Here is a 16,387-nt window from a genome sequence, read left to right as displayed (position 1 = left end):
CAGATACACTTCCTGCCCGAACCTTTTTTTTCAGTACTTCTAACTTCTTAAAACGACAGATAAATCATCTTTTACGGCTACCTTACAGGACACAAATATCGTAAAGCCGACTACTACAATCAGCACTAACGGACATAACAGCCAAGTCTGCCATACAACATGAACAAATTCAATTTTTGCAGCTCCCATAGTGGACATTGCCATACTTACAAGTAACTCCCCTAAATAATTAGAAGCCAGCACTCCAACTATGATTCCCAATATCAGTACCATCATAGTTCCTGCCATATATTGATGTTTAATATTTTTAGAAGTTAATCCCATACTTCGCATGATTGCAATCTGAGACATATCCTTTGATAATAGCATCCGAAGGAATAGTGCCGTGATCAATACAGCTATGATTACTGCAATGGCGAATGCGCCTATCACAACTGTACTCATCTGATCAATGATATTTCCAAGAGTCTGCCGTGTATATTCTTTGATATCATTGACCTGCGTAGAATCATAGGCATTCTGGTAGTAGTCCATTTTCTCACGAATATCAACGCCTTGAGCCACATCCATGTACACAATATACCAAAGAACGGCCTCATCATTTACTCCAAGACTGGTATGCGCCTTTGCTGTTTTCCCGCCATTTGTAATATCTTGATAAATACCAGTTACTTTCAAATTCTTTTCTTCCCCGCCAACCTTTACTGCTACTTCATCTCCTACTTTCTTGTTTAATCCGTCTTTTGACGCATTGGCAAAGGAAAGTGATATTTCTCCTTCACCCTCCGGTGTTCTTCCTTCCAGATAATTTAATGGAAATACGGAAAAATCTCCGGTTTCAATATTCATATAGTCCCAGGATTCCGCATTTTTGACCTGGTAGGAACTTGTGATGTAGGCCGCATACTTTTCAATATCCGAATCATTTTTCAGCTCTTCCTGCAGCTTTTTAAAATCTTCTGTAATACTATCGGTCCTTCGAAGATCGATTCTCATATCAGACTTTCCTATTCCCATGTATGTGGAAAATTCCGGTGAATTCATGGTGTTATAAATATTTATAGGAAGTATTACAATAAACGTACATACGATAAAAATAAAGAACAGTAACCTGTATAATTTGAATCGTTTCCATACATCCCTAAGTCCCATATAAATATTGGTGCTGAAGAATTTGTTCTTAAGCAGTGGAAAACTGTATTTTTGGTTCTTTCCACGCTCCATAGAATCTTTCCGTAAGGCTTCTACCGCAGAAATCTTATCGATTCTTTTCAGTACTTTCTTGCAATACATCACAATCATGAAATATACCAATAATGGAGCTATTAGAGATAGTACATATTTTAAGTTTCCTGATAAATCCGAAGATATGTAAAGTCTCATATTACCGTTAAACAGATTTACCACGGCAAAGGAAAGCAGATAGCCTATTATACCGGCTACTACTGACATAACTCTGTATTTGTTAAGATATACCTTTTTTATATCTTTTTTGGATATTCCTATTGCTTTCATCACACCGATTTCTCTTAAATCTTCATCAATGGTTGCCAGAAACGTAAGTCTGATACAGAGCGAAGCTATAATAATCAGCAGAACACTGATAAGTATAATGACCATCACAACTGCCGCATCTGACATGGCATTAAACATCAGAAATATCTTTCCTCCGACTGTAGGACCGTTTGCTGGAAGACCTCCTTCGATATATGCAGTCTGAAGTCCTTGAGAATCACCGTTTTCATGCAGTTTGAATTCGATCAGATATTCCAGTTCCCCGGCCTGCTTTAAAAGCATTTCATTATAGTCTGCCTGATTAATAACAAACCGTTTCGAAGAAGTAAGGGAAGAGTTCATCTCATAATCTCTTGCATAATCTGAAATGACAAACTCATTCTCATACTCTCCGCTTTTCACCGTAATCGTATCACCTATTTTTAAGTCATATTGTTGCATGAAATAGATGGGAACCGCCACTTCCCCTTCCGTTACATCCAGCTTTTTATTATCCAGATCCAATATAAAATCGAATTTTTTATTCTGTACAACAAATGAAATATCCTGTACAGTTCCAGCCATCGTTTGATTATTGCCGAAATGAATATTACTTCCATCCAAAGTCAGAAGAAACATCGTCTCCTGCATCGCTATATTCTCACGCTGTTCTTCTGTAAATTTATCGATTTCTGCCTGATCAAATTCTCCGGAATGCATCTGCGTAATGTCAGCTGGTACTGCACGTTCCTGCAGGTCCGACATCGACTGAATCAGATTGGCAATGTTATTTATTGCACTAGCTCCCAAAAGAACTGCCATAGCGATAAATACAAATACTGAAATTGTTACAATTTTCTGTCTGACAAAATCATTCCTTACCATCTTTAAAAACAATATTTTTCCTCCTTCTACATAGATAATTTTTTCTATTTTATCCTTGCCTCTATCAATCTTGCTCATTTCTTCAGGGGAATAATTTCCGTAAACTTTCGAATTAATAAGGCTCTTAATGAACTTTTTTCATTTCTATAACTTTTTCATTTCCAGAACAAGCACTAAGCATGGATGTTGAAAATCTTAAACAATAACCTTTGAAAAACTATACATGCTGATTTCTTAGTAGACTTGACCTGAATAATTATTGAGAGTACAAAGTAATCATACAAAATGGTATTTATTAGGTAAACCAACTTAAGCCTAATTGTTTACTAAGCCCGCAGCCCTATTTTAGTATGTTGACTATTGGAGTTAATTAGAAAAAATCAATCGAAATGGAGGGAAGGAAGTGGAAGGAGTAACAATTGCTTCAACTGCAACTGACAATCCCAAAGAGTTAATTGATGAACTAATGCGTACATATGGTCAAGATTTAGGAATTTAATTCAAACATATGGATATACAATAGGTCTAGTAATCTTTATCTATCTTTCTAGCTCGAATTTGGATGATTTCACTTTCAATAAAAGACCCATTCGGAAAATTACTTATCATTTGAAGCGTATTACTTTTTGCTACTCAATATATAGTTTAATTACCGCTTCACCTACCACAACCTTTCGTCTAGATTTTTTCGCTTTGGGCGTGACCAACTGATATTACACTATATTATTATTGGGATTAATCATACCTTCTCTACTTGCAGAAGCTGATGTCTCACTTGAACAAATTATGGACAGACTTGGTCATACCGATGATCTGATTACAAAGAATGTATATCTCTATGTAACTCAAGAAATGAAAAAAGAAGCTTCCCATAAGTTTGTTCAACTTATGAGAAGCTTCCGTTAAAATCCTCAATGTTAGCAAAATGTTACCATTTCACTCTCAAACCCTTATATATCAAGGGATTGACGGCTTTATTACATCATGCCGCCCATTCCGCCCATGCCACCCATATCAGGCATGCCCATGCCACCAGCGCCAGCAGGTTCTGGTTTGTCAGCAACAACAGCTTCTGTTGTTAAGAACATTGCAGCAACAGAACCAGCGTTTTGTAGAGCTGAACGAGTTACTTTAGTAGGATCCACGATACCAGATGCAATCATGTTAACCCATTCGCCAGTAGCTGCATTGAAGCCAGTTCCAACTGCTTCACCTTTAAGGCGTTCTACGATTACAGAACCTTCAAGTCCAGCATTGTGAGCGATTTGGCGTACTGGCTCTTCGATAGCACGAAGAACGATTTTCACGCCTGTTGCTACGTCGCCTTCCGCTTGAATTTCTGCCACTTTATTGTATACGTTTAGAAGAGCTGTACCACCACCGGCTACGATACCTTCTTCAACAGCAGCACGAGTAGAGTTCAATGCATCTTCAATACGAAGTTTACGTTCTTTTAATTCTGTTTCAGTAGCTGCACCGACTTTGATTACTGCTACACCACCAGCTAATTTAGCAAGGCGTTCTTGTAATTTTTCACGGTCGAATTCAGAAGTTGTTTCTTCTAATTGAACACGGATTTGGTTTACACGAGCTTGAATTTGAGCTGTATCTCCAGATCCTTCAACGATAGTTGTGTTTTCTTTTGTAACAACCACTTTAGACGCACGTCCTAAAGATTCGATTGTTGCAGATTTAAGATCAAGTCCGATTTCTTCAGTGATTACTTCGCCGCCTGTAAGAGCTGCGATGTCTTCAAGCATTGCTTTACGACGATCACCGAATCCAGGAGCCTTAACCGCAACTGCATTGAATGTTCCACGAAGTTTGTTCACAACAAGAGTTGCAAGCGCTTCGCCTTCTACATCTTCAGCAATCAATAATAGTGGTTTTCCTTGTTGAACAACTTGCTCAAGTACAGGAAGGATTTCTTGGATATTCGTTACTTTTTTATCCGTGATTAAGATATATGGATTGTCTAAAACAGCTTCCATTTTATCTGAATCAGTAACCATGTAAGGGGAAGCATATCCACGGTCGAACTGCATACCTTCTACAACGTCCAATTCAGTTGTGAAACCTTTAGACTCTTCGATTGTGATGACGCCGTCGTTACCAACGCGTTCCATAGCTTCAGCAATCAGTTGGCCTACTTCTTCATCAGCTGAAGAGATAGCAGCAACTTGTGCAATCGATTCTTTGTTTTCAACAGGTTGAGAAATGGCTTTTAATTCTGCAATCGCAGTATTAACCGCTTTTTCGATTCCTTTACGGATACCCATTGGGTTAGCACCAGCTGTTACGTTTTTAAGACCTTCACGGATCATTGCTTGCGCTAGAACCGTTGCAGTAGTTGTACCGTCACCAGCTACGTCGTTTGTTTTGCTTGCTACTTCAGCAACCAATTTCGCACCCATGTTTTCGAATGCATCTTCTAATTCGATTTCTTTAGCGATTGTTACACCGTCATTTGTGATAAGCGGTGAACCGAATTTTTTCTCAAGAACCACGTTACGACCTTTTGGTCCAAGCGTTACTTTAACTGCATCTGCAAGTGCGTCCACACCACGAAGCATTGAGCGGCGTGCTTCTTCACTAAATTTAATTTCTTTAGCCATTTATAAGTACCTCCCTAAAATTTTAAGAAAATTTTCGTTCAGTTAAGTATGATGTATAATTAGCCAATAACAGCTAAAATGTCGCTTTCACGTAAAATTAAGTATTCAGTATCTTCGTATTTCACTTCAGTACCAGCATATTTTGAGAAGATAATTAGATCGCCTTGGGCAACCTCTAAAGCAACACGTTCGCCATTTTCAAGAACACGGCCCGTACCAACTGCTACGACCTTACCTTCTTGTGGCTTTTCTTTTGCAGTATCAGGAAGAACAATACCGCTTGCCGTTTTTTCTTCAGATTGAACTAGTTCAATAATAACGCGATCACCTAATGGTTTTAACAAGTGAAACAACCTCCTCATATTCTCTTGATAATTTGCTTTGTGATTATTAGCACTCTTCATCATCGAGTGCTAACACATTTATAATATTAAATAAACCGAGCCTTTTTTGCAAGTATCTTATCGAAAATTTTTTATTAATTTCTGATAAATTCCGGGTATACTACTTTAGGATAATGTTTCTTTTAACAAAGGAGATGAAATGTTCTCTTATGCGTACGTTTAAGTGGAGTTATGTCTCATTATTTGATACCATTTTGGAGTATACGTTTAGAGATTGTCCCCATGTCAGGACCGTTATAAGAGAAATGGCGGACTAAATAAAAGGAGTTTTCATTTTTGAAAAAAGAATATTGGTTCGTCATCATCACTTACATAGCCATGCAATTATCCAGTATTGTTGGGATGCCTATTTTCATGCTGATTGGATCTTTAAGCGAAATGCCTGCTGATGAACTCAAAGTTAAAGCAGCAGCATACTGGATTGTATTCAGCTTTCTCGCAGCTCTAACACTGATTTTAATTTTGATGAGAAAAGATATGAGGGAAAGGATAGACACACGTAATCAAGCTTCAATCCCTACGTCTATATTGTGGGCGATAGCAGGTGTATTTCTGGCACTTATTGCTCAAAGCCTAGCTGGAAGCATTGAACAAATGCTCGGGGTGAAGTCTGAATCTGAAAATACGCAGAATCTTATTTCACTCATATATGAAGTCCCAATGGTCATTTTCGTGACTTCAGTAATTGGACCTATTTTGGAAGAAATCCTTTTCCGGAAAATCATTTTCGGATCACTTAATAAACGCTTTAATTTCTTTATTTCTGCTTTAATTAGCTCAGTTATTTTCGGCTTGGCGCATGGTGAACTCGAACATCTTCTTTTATATTCAGCAATGGGCTTCACCTTTGCATTTCTTTATGCGCAAACCGGTCGTATCCTTGTGTCGATGGTGGCACATATTGCAATGAATACCCTTGTTATCATCCTTCAAGTGTTTTATAGAGATGATATTGAGAAGATGCTAGATACTGCACAGGCCTTTATCGGAGGTTTATTATGAAACGTCGTCAATCACCACTATTTATCGGTATCATCTATGCAGGCTTAGGGGCTCTTTTTACGGCTATCGCAATCCAAACCGTCAATTCAACAGGATGGGGAATCTTTGCCTACATACTCGTACTTATTGCAACTCTTGACTTTGGGTCAGGGTTACGTATGATCATGATGCACTTTAAAATTAAATCCGCAAACAATAAGAAGAAAAAATAAAAAACGCTGCGAAGACGCAGCGTTTTTTTATTCCTCTAATGCAACTTCTTCTACCACAGGATAATGCTTTAAAAAGTAGATGAGGGACTGAAGCTCTACAGCCAGGTCAATGTGGTGAACTCTTATGGACGGCGGTACAGTCAGCCGAGCAGGAGTGAAATTCAATATTCCTTTTATATCAGCTTTAACTAAACGATCGGTTATCGTTTGAGCCACTTGGGCAGGTACTGTCAAAATAGCTGCTGTAATATTATTTTCCTGCAAAAGCGTATCTATTTGGTCCATATGATAGATTGGCACATCAGCTATTCGCTTTCCAACCTTATCTTCAGAAACTTCAAATGCCATTTCAATTTTTGTATTATTATTTTTCAAAAAATTGTAATTTAAAAAAGCGGTCCCTAAATTCCCTACTCCAATTAAAGCGACTTTTGTCAATTCATCTTGATCTAGTGTTTTTCTGAAGAAGGATAGTAAATAATTTACATTATAGCCGTAGCCCTTTTTTCCAAGCGCGCCAAAGTAGGAAAAATCACGGCGAATTGTAGCCGAATCAACTTTTACAGCTTCGCTAAGCTCTGCCGAGGATACTCTTTGTTTACCTGAGGAATGTAAGTTCTTTAAAAATCGATAATATAAGGGCAACCTTTTGGCCGTTGCCTGCGGTATCTTTGGGTCATGGTTCATCGTTCTTCCCCGCCTTCACACATGCTTTTCAAACTTATTCTTCTTTATCTGTTTGATTCAACTGTCTTTTGTAATCGCTACTAGACACCCCACCTGTTTTCTCCACTAAAAATGTAGGCCCGATTACCATTCCTTTATCAATAGCCTTACACATATCGTAGACAGTTAAAGCGGTCACAGATGCAGCTGTTAACGCTTCCATTTCAACACCTGTACTCCCTTTTGTCTTGGCTTCTGTTTCTATTTTAAGCCTATAACCTTGTTCTTCTTTTACCCAATCAAAGGCTATATTGACCCCTTGTAGAGAAATAGGGTGACACATCGGGATTATATTGGATGTATTTTTGCTTGCCATGATGCCTGCAACCTGTGCAACTGACAGAACATCACCTTTTTTCATTTTCTGGTTCGTGATTTTTTCATATATTTCATCGTTCAATAAGATACTCGATTGAGCTGTTGCCGTCCGAATGGTTTCAGGCTTCGCACTCACATCAACCATTTTAGCTCTGCCTTGTTCATTAAAATGCGTTAAGTCCCCCATTAATAACCCCTCCTAAATCATACACTATTATTCCACATTATGTAACAGCTTGTTTTTGCTTAGACCTCAGCTGTTGCCGATAATTACTATAATACGTTACACTAACAATAATCAATTGAGGTGAAAATTTATGATTTTATTACAAATCAATCAACTATCCAAATATTACGGAGCTGAACTTATTTTATCAAATATGAAGCTCGAAGTTCAAAATAAAGATCGAATTGCCCTAGTTGGCCGAAACGGCGCTGGAAAATCAACTCTGCTAAAAATCATAGCCGGACAACTTTCCCATGATGGCGGCGAGATCATCAAACCCAAAGGCGTCACTATTGGCTATATGGCACAGGATACAGGTTTAGAATCCGAACTTTCCATTTGGAATGAGATGCAGACTGTATTCAAAGACCTAATAGAGCAAGAGAAAGAACTGCGCCGACTTGAGGCCGAAATGGCCAAACCTGACACTTTTGATAACGAAATACTTTACCAAAAGGTGTTAAATGAATATGACACTTTACAGGTAGCCTTTAAAGAAAAGGGGGGCTATCAATATGAAGCAGATATCCGTTCCGTATTACATGGTCTTCAGTTTGGTGACTTTGACTATTCCACTCTCATTTCCACGTTGAGTGGAGGCCAAAAAACACGGCTTGCATTAGGAAAGCTGCTTTTAAAGAAGCCCGATATATTGATTCTCGATGAACCAACAAACCATCTGGATATCGAAACTCTCTCCTGGCTTGAACAATATTTACAAAGTTACCAAGGTGCTGTACTTATTGTTTCCCATGACCGCTATTTTCTAGATAAAGTTGTAAACCAGGTGTATGAAATTTCAAGAAATAATATGAAAAAGTACTATGGTAATTACAGTTCTTACTTAGAAGGAAAAGCGGAAGATTATGAACGGGACATGAAGCAATTCGAAAAACAACAAGGTGAAATCGAAAAACTGCGTGACTTTGTTCAACGTAATATCACAAGAGCTTCGACCACCAAAAGAGCGCAAAGCAGGCGCAAGCAGCTCGAAAAGATGGACGTATTGGACAGGCCACAAGGTGACGAAAAATCTGCTAATTTTTCCTTCCAAATTGAAAAGCAAAGCGGAAACGAAGTACTTCATCTTCAAAGCTTAGCTATTGGTTATGAAGGGGAAACAGTATCTAATAATATTAACTCTCGGATGACAAAAGGAGAAAGTATTGCCCTTGTCGGTCCAAATGGCGTTGGTAAATCGACGTTATTAAAAACGATTATATCCAAGCTGCCTGCAATTTCTGGCGATTTCCGTTTTGGAACGAACGTCGAGGTCAGCTACTACGATCAAGAACAGGCCAATTTGATTTCTAATAAACGCGTACTAAATGAACTATGGGATGAATATCCCCTTAAACCGGAAAAAGATATCCGCACAGTACTTGGTAATTTCCTTTTTAGTGGAGATGATGTATTGAAAACCGTTTCGACACTAAGCGGTGGTGAAAAGGCACGGCTTGCTTTAGCCAAAATGATGATGGAAAAAGGGAATTTTTTAATTCTTGATGAACCAACGAACCATTTAGATCTCGACAGCAAATTAGTGCTTGAAAACGCTTTGATAGATTATCCAGGAACCATTCTTTTCGTCTCACATGACCGTTATTTTATTAATCGAATTGCAACAAAGGTCATTGAGCTATCCAAAGACGGCAATGAAGAGTTTCTCGGCGATTATGATTACTATGTAGAGAAGAAACAAGAGCAAGCAGAAATTGAAGCACTCGAACAACAAAATAAATCGACCAATGTGGAACTAATCGTCGAAAAGACAAACTACAAAATTGATAAAGAAGCAAAAAAAGCAGAACGCCAGCGAAAACGCCGTATCGAGGAAATCGAGTCAGCCATGGAGCTACTCGAAACTGAAATAAACGAGTATAATGAGCTCCTTTGTGACCCAAACGTCTTCCAAGACCATGAGAAGGTAATGGAAGTTCAGACAAAGCTTGATAAAGCACAGGAAACTTTAGATCAGCATCTTGAAGAATGGGCTGAATTAGAAGAATAAACAATCGGACCGAGTTATTTAACTCGGTCTTTACATGATGTTTTGAAAAGATCGACTCAAAGTTATCCACATTTTTATACACAAACAAGTTGCTACTCAATAGCTACTCAATCAATTTATCCACAATATCCACAGAAACTTATGCACTTATCCACATAACAATTGGTTATACACAGCGGGTTTGAATAATAAAAAAACGTTATCCACAGAATATTCTATTTTTTTTAAAACATTATAAAAAAGACAGGATACCGAAGTTTGGTCTCCTGCCTTTTTTATCGTTAGAAAACTTCTAAATCTAAGCCGGGGTTTCCGTTCAAATCTAACCCAGAGCGCTTTCCTTTTTCAAACATGACACTTGCAGCTGCACCAATCATTGCTGCATTATCCGTACAAAGGTATAAAGGGGGAATAGAAATATCCATTGGTAAATCCATAAAGGCTTCAGTTAGTGCTTCCCGTAGGCCTTTATTAGCGGCAACACCACCTGCAAGTAACACCTGTTTCACATCATATTCCTTAGCAGCTTTTACAGCTTTTGTCACAAGTACCTCTATGACGCTTGCTTGGAAACTTGCGGCCAAATCTTTAGGATCAATTTTTTCTCCACGTTGTTCTGCATTATGCAAAGTGTTAATTACAGCTGATTTCAACCCACTGAAAGAAAAGTCATAGCTGCCATCCAGCCATGCCCGAGGCAGTTTCAAAGATGGTGAACCCTCTTGTGCAAGCCTATCGATATGAGGACCGCCTGGATAAGGAAGTCCTAAAGTTCGAGCTACTTTATCATATGCCTCTCCTGCTGCATCGTCCCGCGTCTCCCCTATTACTTTAAAGGAACCGGGCTCCTCTAAAAGCACCAATTCCGTATGGCCTCCTGAAACGACTAATGAGAGGGCTGGGTACTGAATTTCTTGAACAAGTCTATTAGCATATATATGGCCCGCGATATGGTGCGTTCCAACAAGCGGGATTCCATGAGCGAATGCCACCGCTTTAGCAGCATTAACACCTATTAACAATGCCCCTACTAGCCCAGGACCTTCTGTAACAGCAATAGCGTCCAAATCTTCGTACGTCACACCAGCCTGAAGCAAAGCCTCTTCAAGCACGATTGTAATTTGCTCTACATGGTGCCGGGACGCTATTTCAGGTACAACACCACCAAACCGCTTATGGCTTTCTATTTGTGAAGCAACGACATTGCTCAATATCTCTGTTCCATTTTTTATGACAGCTGCAGCAGTTTCGTCACAGCTGGTTTCAATTCCTAATATAAGTTGATCTTTTTTCATGAAAAATTCACCCACATAACATAAGCATCTTCTTGATTATCTGTATAATAATTTTTACGAATTCCACCCTTTTGAAAGCCTAGTTTTTCATAAAGTGAAATGGCCACTGCATTACTAACACGAACTTCAAGCGTCATCCTTACAACGCCCATGCTAATTGAGATTTCAATCATCTTTCTAAGCAGAGCTTCACCCAGCTTTTGCCCTCGGTATTCAGGTAAAATAGCGATATTGGTAATATGCGATTCATCAATGACAATCCACGCGCCGCAATAACCAGCAATTTCCCCTTCATCTTCAATAACCATGTAAACAGCATATTGATTATGATTTAATTCATTAAAAAAAGCTTCCCGGCTCCAAGGCAAAGTAAAGGATTGTTTTTCTACGTTTAACACTTGGTCGATATCTTCCGTTTTCATCTTTCGAAACGTCAATGTTTTACTCATAATAATCGGTCGCTTTCCTATTATTTTATTTCCCCTGCTGTTCGAGCCACTTAGCTTCCGCTTCAGCCATACGAATATAGTTCGGTACAAACTGGTGTATGTCCACTTCATTCTTGTTCAGGCCAATAAATGCAAGTTCGCTTGGTCGAGAGTTAAATAACTGTACGGGAGAAAATGCTGCTAAATTCCCTAACACTTTCGTAATCGCTTCCCGATGAATTTCTACATCCTGACCAACAAATAAAACAGGACGCTTTAATTCCTTTAATCGAATTGCCCATTCAGAGGATAGAATATTGCAATCTTCCATGACTGTATTTAACACATTATTTTCTATTTCATATAATCCAGTATAAATCTGGCCTCTTCTTGCATCAAACAAGGGCGAAACTAACCCGTTAAAATAACGTCCATTAGCAGCTAAAACTTCTAAACTAGAAACAGCCGATAATGGAATTTTCAACGTCCACGCCAATGTTTTCGCAATTGTCACACCAATCCTAACCCCTGTATAAGATCCAGGGCCCTGAGCGACCACAATTTTAGTCAATTCCTTAGGACTAGTATCACAATCCCTTAATAGGGTCTCAATTGCTGGCATCACTCGAACCGAATGATTTTTCTTTAAATTCGTAGTATACTCGCCAATTACTTGAGTATCATTTATTAGAGCAATCCCTAACGTGAAGTTCGATGTATCTATAGCTAAAACCTTCATCAAATAATCTCCTTACATAACGTAACATACCTTTCGCCTTTGGCTTCTAAGACAAGACGGCGGCTTGTATCACTAAGACGATAAATATAAATAGTTAAGATTTCATTTGGAAGCTGGTCTTTAATTAAATGAGCCCATTCCACAACGGTCACACCTTCACCATCAAAATATTCATCGAAACCTAAATCTTCTTCTGATTCACTTACCCGATATACATCCATATGGTATAAGGGTAATCTCCCAACGTATTCCTTTATTATCGTAAAAGTTGGGCTATTCACAGTTCTAGATACACCTAAACCTTTAGCAAGACCTTTTGTGAACGCCGTTTTCCCTGCTCCCAAGTCCCCTTCTAAAGCAAGTACATCACCACTTGAAAGCTTTTGTGCTAATTCCTGTGCAAAATGCGCTGTTTCTTCCTCATTCTGAGAAATCCATTCAAATTGTTGCATATATCAATCACCTTTATCATCTATTAGGAAAATGTTCTCTAGTTTTATCTTGAGAACCATAAACACAATACTTAAAAAAGCTAACGACCATAATTATATCCCTAATAAAGCATTCTATATGTAGTTTACCTTGTTTCAAAAGAAGAAACAAATAAGTTAAGGACATTATTATCCGAAATTCAGATAAAACAAAAAAACGAAACCAAGGTTTCGTTTTTTTCATGATTGCGGGGACAGGATTTGAACCTGCGACCTTCGGGTTATGAGCCCGACGAGCTACCGGACTGCTCCACCCCGCGACGGTATAAATGTTTCTTTTATAAAATTTAGTATGTCCTTTTTTTAAAAAAGGATACAATTAAAGGTTATAGCTTGGCGGCGTCCTACTCTCACAGGGGGAAACCCCCAACTACCATCGGCGCTGAAGAGCTTAACTGCCGTGTTCGGAATGGGAACGGGTGTGACCTCTTCGCTATCGCCACCAAACATTTAACCTTTTATCAGGACATATATTATTATAACATGCATCCTAATAAAATGCAAGAAGAAATTTTCATTCCTTCAAAACTAGATAATAAGAAGGTATTTCATTTTTTAAAGCGTGGTTAAGTCCTCGATCTATTAGTATCAGTCAGCTCCACATGTCGCCACGCTTCCACCTCTGACCTATCAACCTGATCATCTTTCAGGGATCTTACTAGCTTGCGCTATGGGAAATCTCATCTCGAGGGGGGCTTCATGCTTAGATGCTTTCAGCACTTATCCCGTCCGCACGTAGCTACCCAGCTATGCCTTTGGCAAGACAACTGGTACACCAGCGGTGCGTCCATCCCGGTCCTCTCGTACTAAGGACAGCTCCTCTCAAATTTCCTGCGCCCGCGACGGATAGGGACCGAACTGTCTCACGACGTTCTGAACCCAGCTCGCGTACCGCTTTAATGGGCGAACAGCCCAACCCTTGGGACCGACTACAGCCCCAGGATGCGATGAGCCGACATCGAGGTGCCAAACCTCCCCGTCGATGTGGACTCTTGGGGGAGATAAGCCTGTTATCCCCGGGGTAGCTTTTATCCGTTGAGCGATGGCCCTTCCATGCGGAACCACCGGATCACTAAGCCCGACTTTCGTCCCTGCTCGACTTGTAGGTCTCGCAGTCAAGCTCCCTTGTGCCTTTACACTCTACGAATGATTTCCAACCATTCTGAGGGAACCTTTGGGCGCCTCCGTTACTCTTTAGGAGGCGACCGCCCCAGTCAAACTGCCCACCTGACACTGTCTCCCACCCCGATAAGGGGCGCGGGTTAGAATTTCAATACAGCCAGGGTAGTATCCCACCAACGCCTCCACCGAAGCTAGCGCTCCGGCTTCTCAGGCTCCTACCTATCCTGTACAAGCTGTACCAAAATTCAATATCAGGCTGCAGTAAAGCTCCACGGGGTCTTTCCGTCCTGTCGCGGGTAACCTGCATCTTCACAGGTACTATAATTTCACCGAGTCTCTCGTTGAGACAGTGCCCAGATCGTTACACCTTTCGTGCGGGTCGGAACTTACCCGACAAGGAATTTCGCTACCTTAGGACCGTTATAGTTACGGCCGCCGTTTACTGGGGCTTCGGTTCAAAGCTTCGCTTGCGCTAACCTCTCCCCTTAACCTTCCAGCACCGGGCAGGTGTCAGCCCCTATACTTCGCCTTGCGGCTTCGCAGAGACCTGTGTTTTTGCTAAACAGTCGCCTGGGCCTATTCACTGCGGCTTTTCCGGGCTATTCACCCTAAAAAGCACCCCTTCTCCCGAAGTTACGGGGTCATTTTGCCGAGTTCCTTAACGAGAGTTCTCTCGCACACCTTAGGATTCTCTCCTCGCCTACCTGTGTCGGTTTGCGGTACGGGCACCTTACATCTCACTAGAGGCTTTTCTTGGCAGCGTGGAATCAGGAACTTCGGTACTATATTTCCCTCGCCATCACAGCTCCGCCTTAATGGAAACGGGATTTGCCTCGTTTCCGGCCTAACTGCTTGGACGCGCATATCCAACAGCGCGCTTACCCTATCCTTCTGCGTCCCCCCATCGTTCAAACGATGTATAGGTGGTACAGGAATATCAACCTGTTGTCCATCGCCTACGCCTTTCGGCCTCGGCTTAGGTCCCGACTAACCCTGAGCGGACGAGCCTTCCTCAGGAAACCTTAGGCATTCGGTGGAAGGGATTCTCACCCTTCTTTCGCTACTCATACCGGCATTCTCACTTCTAAGCGCTCCACCAGTCCTTCCGGTCTGACTTCAACGCCCTTAGAACGCTCTCCTACCATCGACACCATACGGTGTCAATCCACAGCTTCGGTGATACGTTTAGCCCCGGTACATTTTCGGCGCGGAGTCACTCGACCAGTGAGCTATTACGCACTCTTTAAATGATGGCTGCTTCTGAGCCAACATCCTGGTTGTCTAAGCAACTCCACATCCTTTTCCACTTAACGTATACTTTGGGACCTTAGCTGGTGGTCTGGGCTGTTTCCCTTTCGACTACGGATCTTATCACTCGCAGTCTGACTCCCAAGAATAAGTATTTGGCATTCGGAGTTTGACTGAATTCGGTAACCCGTTGGGGGCCCCTAGTCCAATCAGTGCTCTACCTCCAATACTCTCATCTTGAGGCTAGCCCTAAAGCTATTTCGGAGAGAACCAGCTATCTCCAGGTTCGATTGGAATTTCTCCGCTACCCACACCTCATCCCCGCACTTTTCAACGTGCGTGGGTTCGGGCCTCCATTCAGTGTTACCTGAACTTCACCCTGGACATGGGTAGATCACCTGGTTTCGGGTCTACGACCTCATACTCATTCGCCCTATTCAGACTCGCTTTCGCTGCGGCTCCGTCTTATCAACTTAACCTCGCATGAAATCGTAACTCGCCGGTTCATTCTACAAAAGGCACGCCATTACCCATTAACGGGCTTTGACTACTTGTAGGCACACGGTTTCAGGATCTATTTCACTCCCCTTCCGGGGTGCTTTTCACCTTTCCCTCACGGTACTGGTTCACTATCGGTCACTAGGTAGTATTTAGCCTTGGGAGATGGTCCTCCCTGCTTCCGACGGGATTTCTCGTGTCCCGCCGTACTCAGGATCCACTCAGGAGGGAACGAAGTTTCAACTACAGGGTTTTTACCTTCTTTGACGGACCTTTCCAGATCACTTCATTTACCCCGTTCCTTTGTAACTCCATGTTGAGTGTCCTACAACCCCAAGAGGCAAGCCTCTTGGTTTGGGCTAATTCCGTTTCGCTCGCCGCTACTCAGGAAATCGCATTTGCTTTCTCTTCCTCCGGGTACTTAGATGTTTCAGTTCCCCGGGTCTGCCTTCAGTACCCTATGTATTCAGGTAAAGATACTGTTCCATTACGAACAGTGGGTTTCCCCATTCGGAAATCTCCGGATCAAAGCTTACTTACAGCTCCCCGAAGCATATCGGTGTTAGTCCCGTCCTTCATCGGCTCCTAGTGCCAAGGCATCCACCGTGCGCCCTTTCTAACTTAACCGTTAAAAAAGATCTTACTGATGCTTTGAAAAAATTAATTGCCTTCT

General features: G+C 41.0%; 13 protein-coding genes, 1 tRNA gene and 2 rRNA genes. 4 read left to right on the top strand and 12 right to left on the bottom strand.

Translation table 11 applies throughout. From position 1 onward, the window contains the following. Window positions 1-39 precede the first annotated feature (39 nt). On the bottom strand, window positions 40-2,457 hold the full coding sequence (locus RE409_RS01690; RefSeq protein WP_242489035.1) for an ABC transporter permease: 2,418 nt from the start codon (window positions 2,455-2,457) through the stop codon (window positions 40-42). A 651-nt stretch (window positions 2,458-3,108) separates the two neighbouring features. Here RE409_RS01690 and RE409_RS01685 point away from each other — a divergent pair. Next, a complete protein-coding gene (locus RE409_RS01685; RefSeq protein WP_242486995.1) occupies window positions 3,109-3,285 on the top strand; it encodes a hypothetical protein in 177 nt (58 codons plus the stop codon). A 71-nt stretch (window positions 3,286-3,356) separates the two neighbouring features. Here the strand turns inward: RE409_RS01685 and groL are convergent, their stop codons facing one another. Together groL and groES are read right to left on the bottom strand one after the other, a co-directional pair. Next, window positions 3,357-4,994: a chaperonin GroEL gene (gene groL, locus RE409_RS01680; RefSeq protein ID WP_053348953.1), complete on the bottom strand. Its 1,638-nt coding sequence runs from the start codon at window positions 4,992-4,994 to the stop codon at window positions 3,357-3,359. 59 nt (window positions 4,995-5,053) lie between these two features. Beyond that, window positions 5,054-5,338, bottom strand: a complete 285-nt coding sequence (gene groES / locus RE409_RS01675; RefSeq protein ID WP_053348954.1) for a co-chaperone GroES — start codon at window positions 5,336-5,338, stop codon at window positions 5,054-5,056. 336 nt (window positions 5,339-5,674) lie between these two features. Between groES and RE409_RS01670 the strand changes: the two genes are divergently transcribed. Continuing rightward, window positions 5,675-6,400, top strand: coding sequence for a CPBP family intramembrane glutamic endopeptidase (locus tag RE409_RS01670; RefSeq protein ID WP_201188347.1), 726 nt, complete (start codon window positions 5,675-5,677; stop codon window positions 6,398-6,400). Then, window positions 6,397-6,612 (top strand): YdiK family protein, encoded by a 216-nt coding sequence (locus RE409_RS01665; RefSeq protein WP_201188345.1) that lies wholly within the window; start codon window positions 6,397-6,399, stop codon window positions 6,610-6,612. The genes RE409_RS01670 and RE409_RS01665 overlap by 4 nt, the downstream gene beginning before the upstream one ends. 27 nt (window positions 6,613-6,639) lie before the next feature. Here RE409_RS01665 and RE409_RS01660 read toward each other — a convergent pair whose 3' ends face one another. Further along, window positions 6,640-7,299 carry a redox-sensing transcriptional repressor Rex gene (locus RE409_RS01660; RefSeq protein ID WP_053348957.1) on the bottom strand — a complete coding sequence of 220 codons (660 nt, stop codon included), beginning with the start codon at window positions 7,297-7,299 and terminating at the stop codon, window positions 6,640-6,642. Between the two features lie 34 nt (window positions 7,300-7,333). After that, a complete protein-coding gene (gene moaC, locus RE409_RS01655) occupies window positions 7,334-7,843 on the bottom strand; it encodes a cyclic pyranopterin monophosphate synthase MoaC (RefSeq protein WP_053348958.1) in 510 nt (169 codons plus the stop codon). A 130-nt stretch (window positions 7,844-7,973) separates the two neighbouring features. On the opposite strand from moaC, the gene RE409_RS01650 reads away from it, so the two are divergent. After that, window positions 7,974-9,893: an ABC-F family ATP-binding cassette domain-containing protein gene (locus RE409_RS01650; RefSeq protein ID WP_201188343.1), complete on the top strand. Its 1,920-nt coding sequence runs from the start codon at window positions 7,974-7,976 to the stop codon at window positions 9,891-9,893. A 281-nt stretch (window positions 9,894-10,174) separates the two neighbouring features. On the opposite strand, the gene tsaD is transcribed toward RE409_RS01650, so the two are convergent. The 7 genes from tsaD to RE409_RS01615 form a co-directional block, all read right to left on the bottom strand. After that, complete coding sequence (gene tsaD / locus RE409_RS01645; RefSeq protein ID WP_056523290.1) at window positions 10,175-11,188, bottom strand: tRNA (adenosine(37)-N6)-threonylcarbamoyltransferase complex transferase subunit TsaD; 1,014 nt, start codon at window positions 11,186-11,188, stop codon at window positions 10,175-10,177. Further along, window positions 11,185-11,637, bottom strand: coding sequence for a ribosomal protein S18-alanine N-acetyltransferase (rimI, locus tag RE409_RS01640; RefSeq protein ID WP_201188341.1), 453 nt, complete (start codon window positions 11,635-11,637; stop codon window positions 11,185-11,187). The genes tsaD and rimI overlap by 4 nt, the downstream gene beginning before the upstream one ends. A gap of 25 nt (window positions 11,638-11,662) precedes the next feature. Further along, a complete protein-coding gene (tsaB, locus tag RE409_RS01635) occupies window positions 11,663-12,355 on the bottom strand; it encodes a tRNA (adenosine(37)-N6)-threonylcarbamoyltransferase complex dimerization subunit type 1 TsaB (protein WP_201188339.1) in 693 nt (230 codons plus the stop codon). Next, on the bottom strand, window positions 12,355-12,807 hold the full coding sequence (tsaE, locus tag RE409_RS01630) for a tRNA (adenosine(37)-N6)-threonylcarbamoyltransferase complex ATPase subunit type 1 TsaE (RefSeq protein ID WP_053348963.1): 453 nt from the start codon (window positions 12,805-12,807) through the stop codon (window positions 12,355-12,357). The genes tsaB and tsaE overlap by 1 nt, the downstream gene beginning before the upstream one ends. 225 nt (window positions 12,808-13,032) lie before the next feature. Next, window positions 13,033-13,106: transfer RNA gene (locus RE409_RS01625), tRNA-Met, on the bottom strand. A gap of 71 nt (window positions 13,107-13,177) precedes the next feature. Next, window positions 13,178-13,293, bottom strand: a 5S ribosomal RNA gene (gene rrf, locus RE409_RS01620). A gap of 115 nt (window positions 13,294-13,408) precedes the next feature. Then, window positions 13,409-16,341 (bottom strand): 23S ribosomal RNA (locus RE409_RS01615). Window positions 16,342-16,387: the final 46 nt, after the last annotated feature.

Source organism: Peribacillus sp. R9-11, from assembly GCF_031345095.1.
Lineage (GTDB): Bacteria > Bacillota > Bacilli > Bacillales > DSM-1321 > Peribacillus > Peribacillus butanolivorans.
This window is presented reverse-complemented; position numbering and strand designations above follow the sequence as displayed.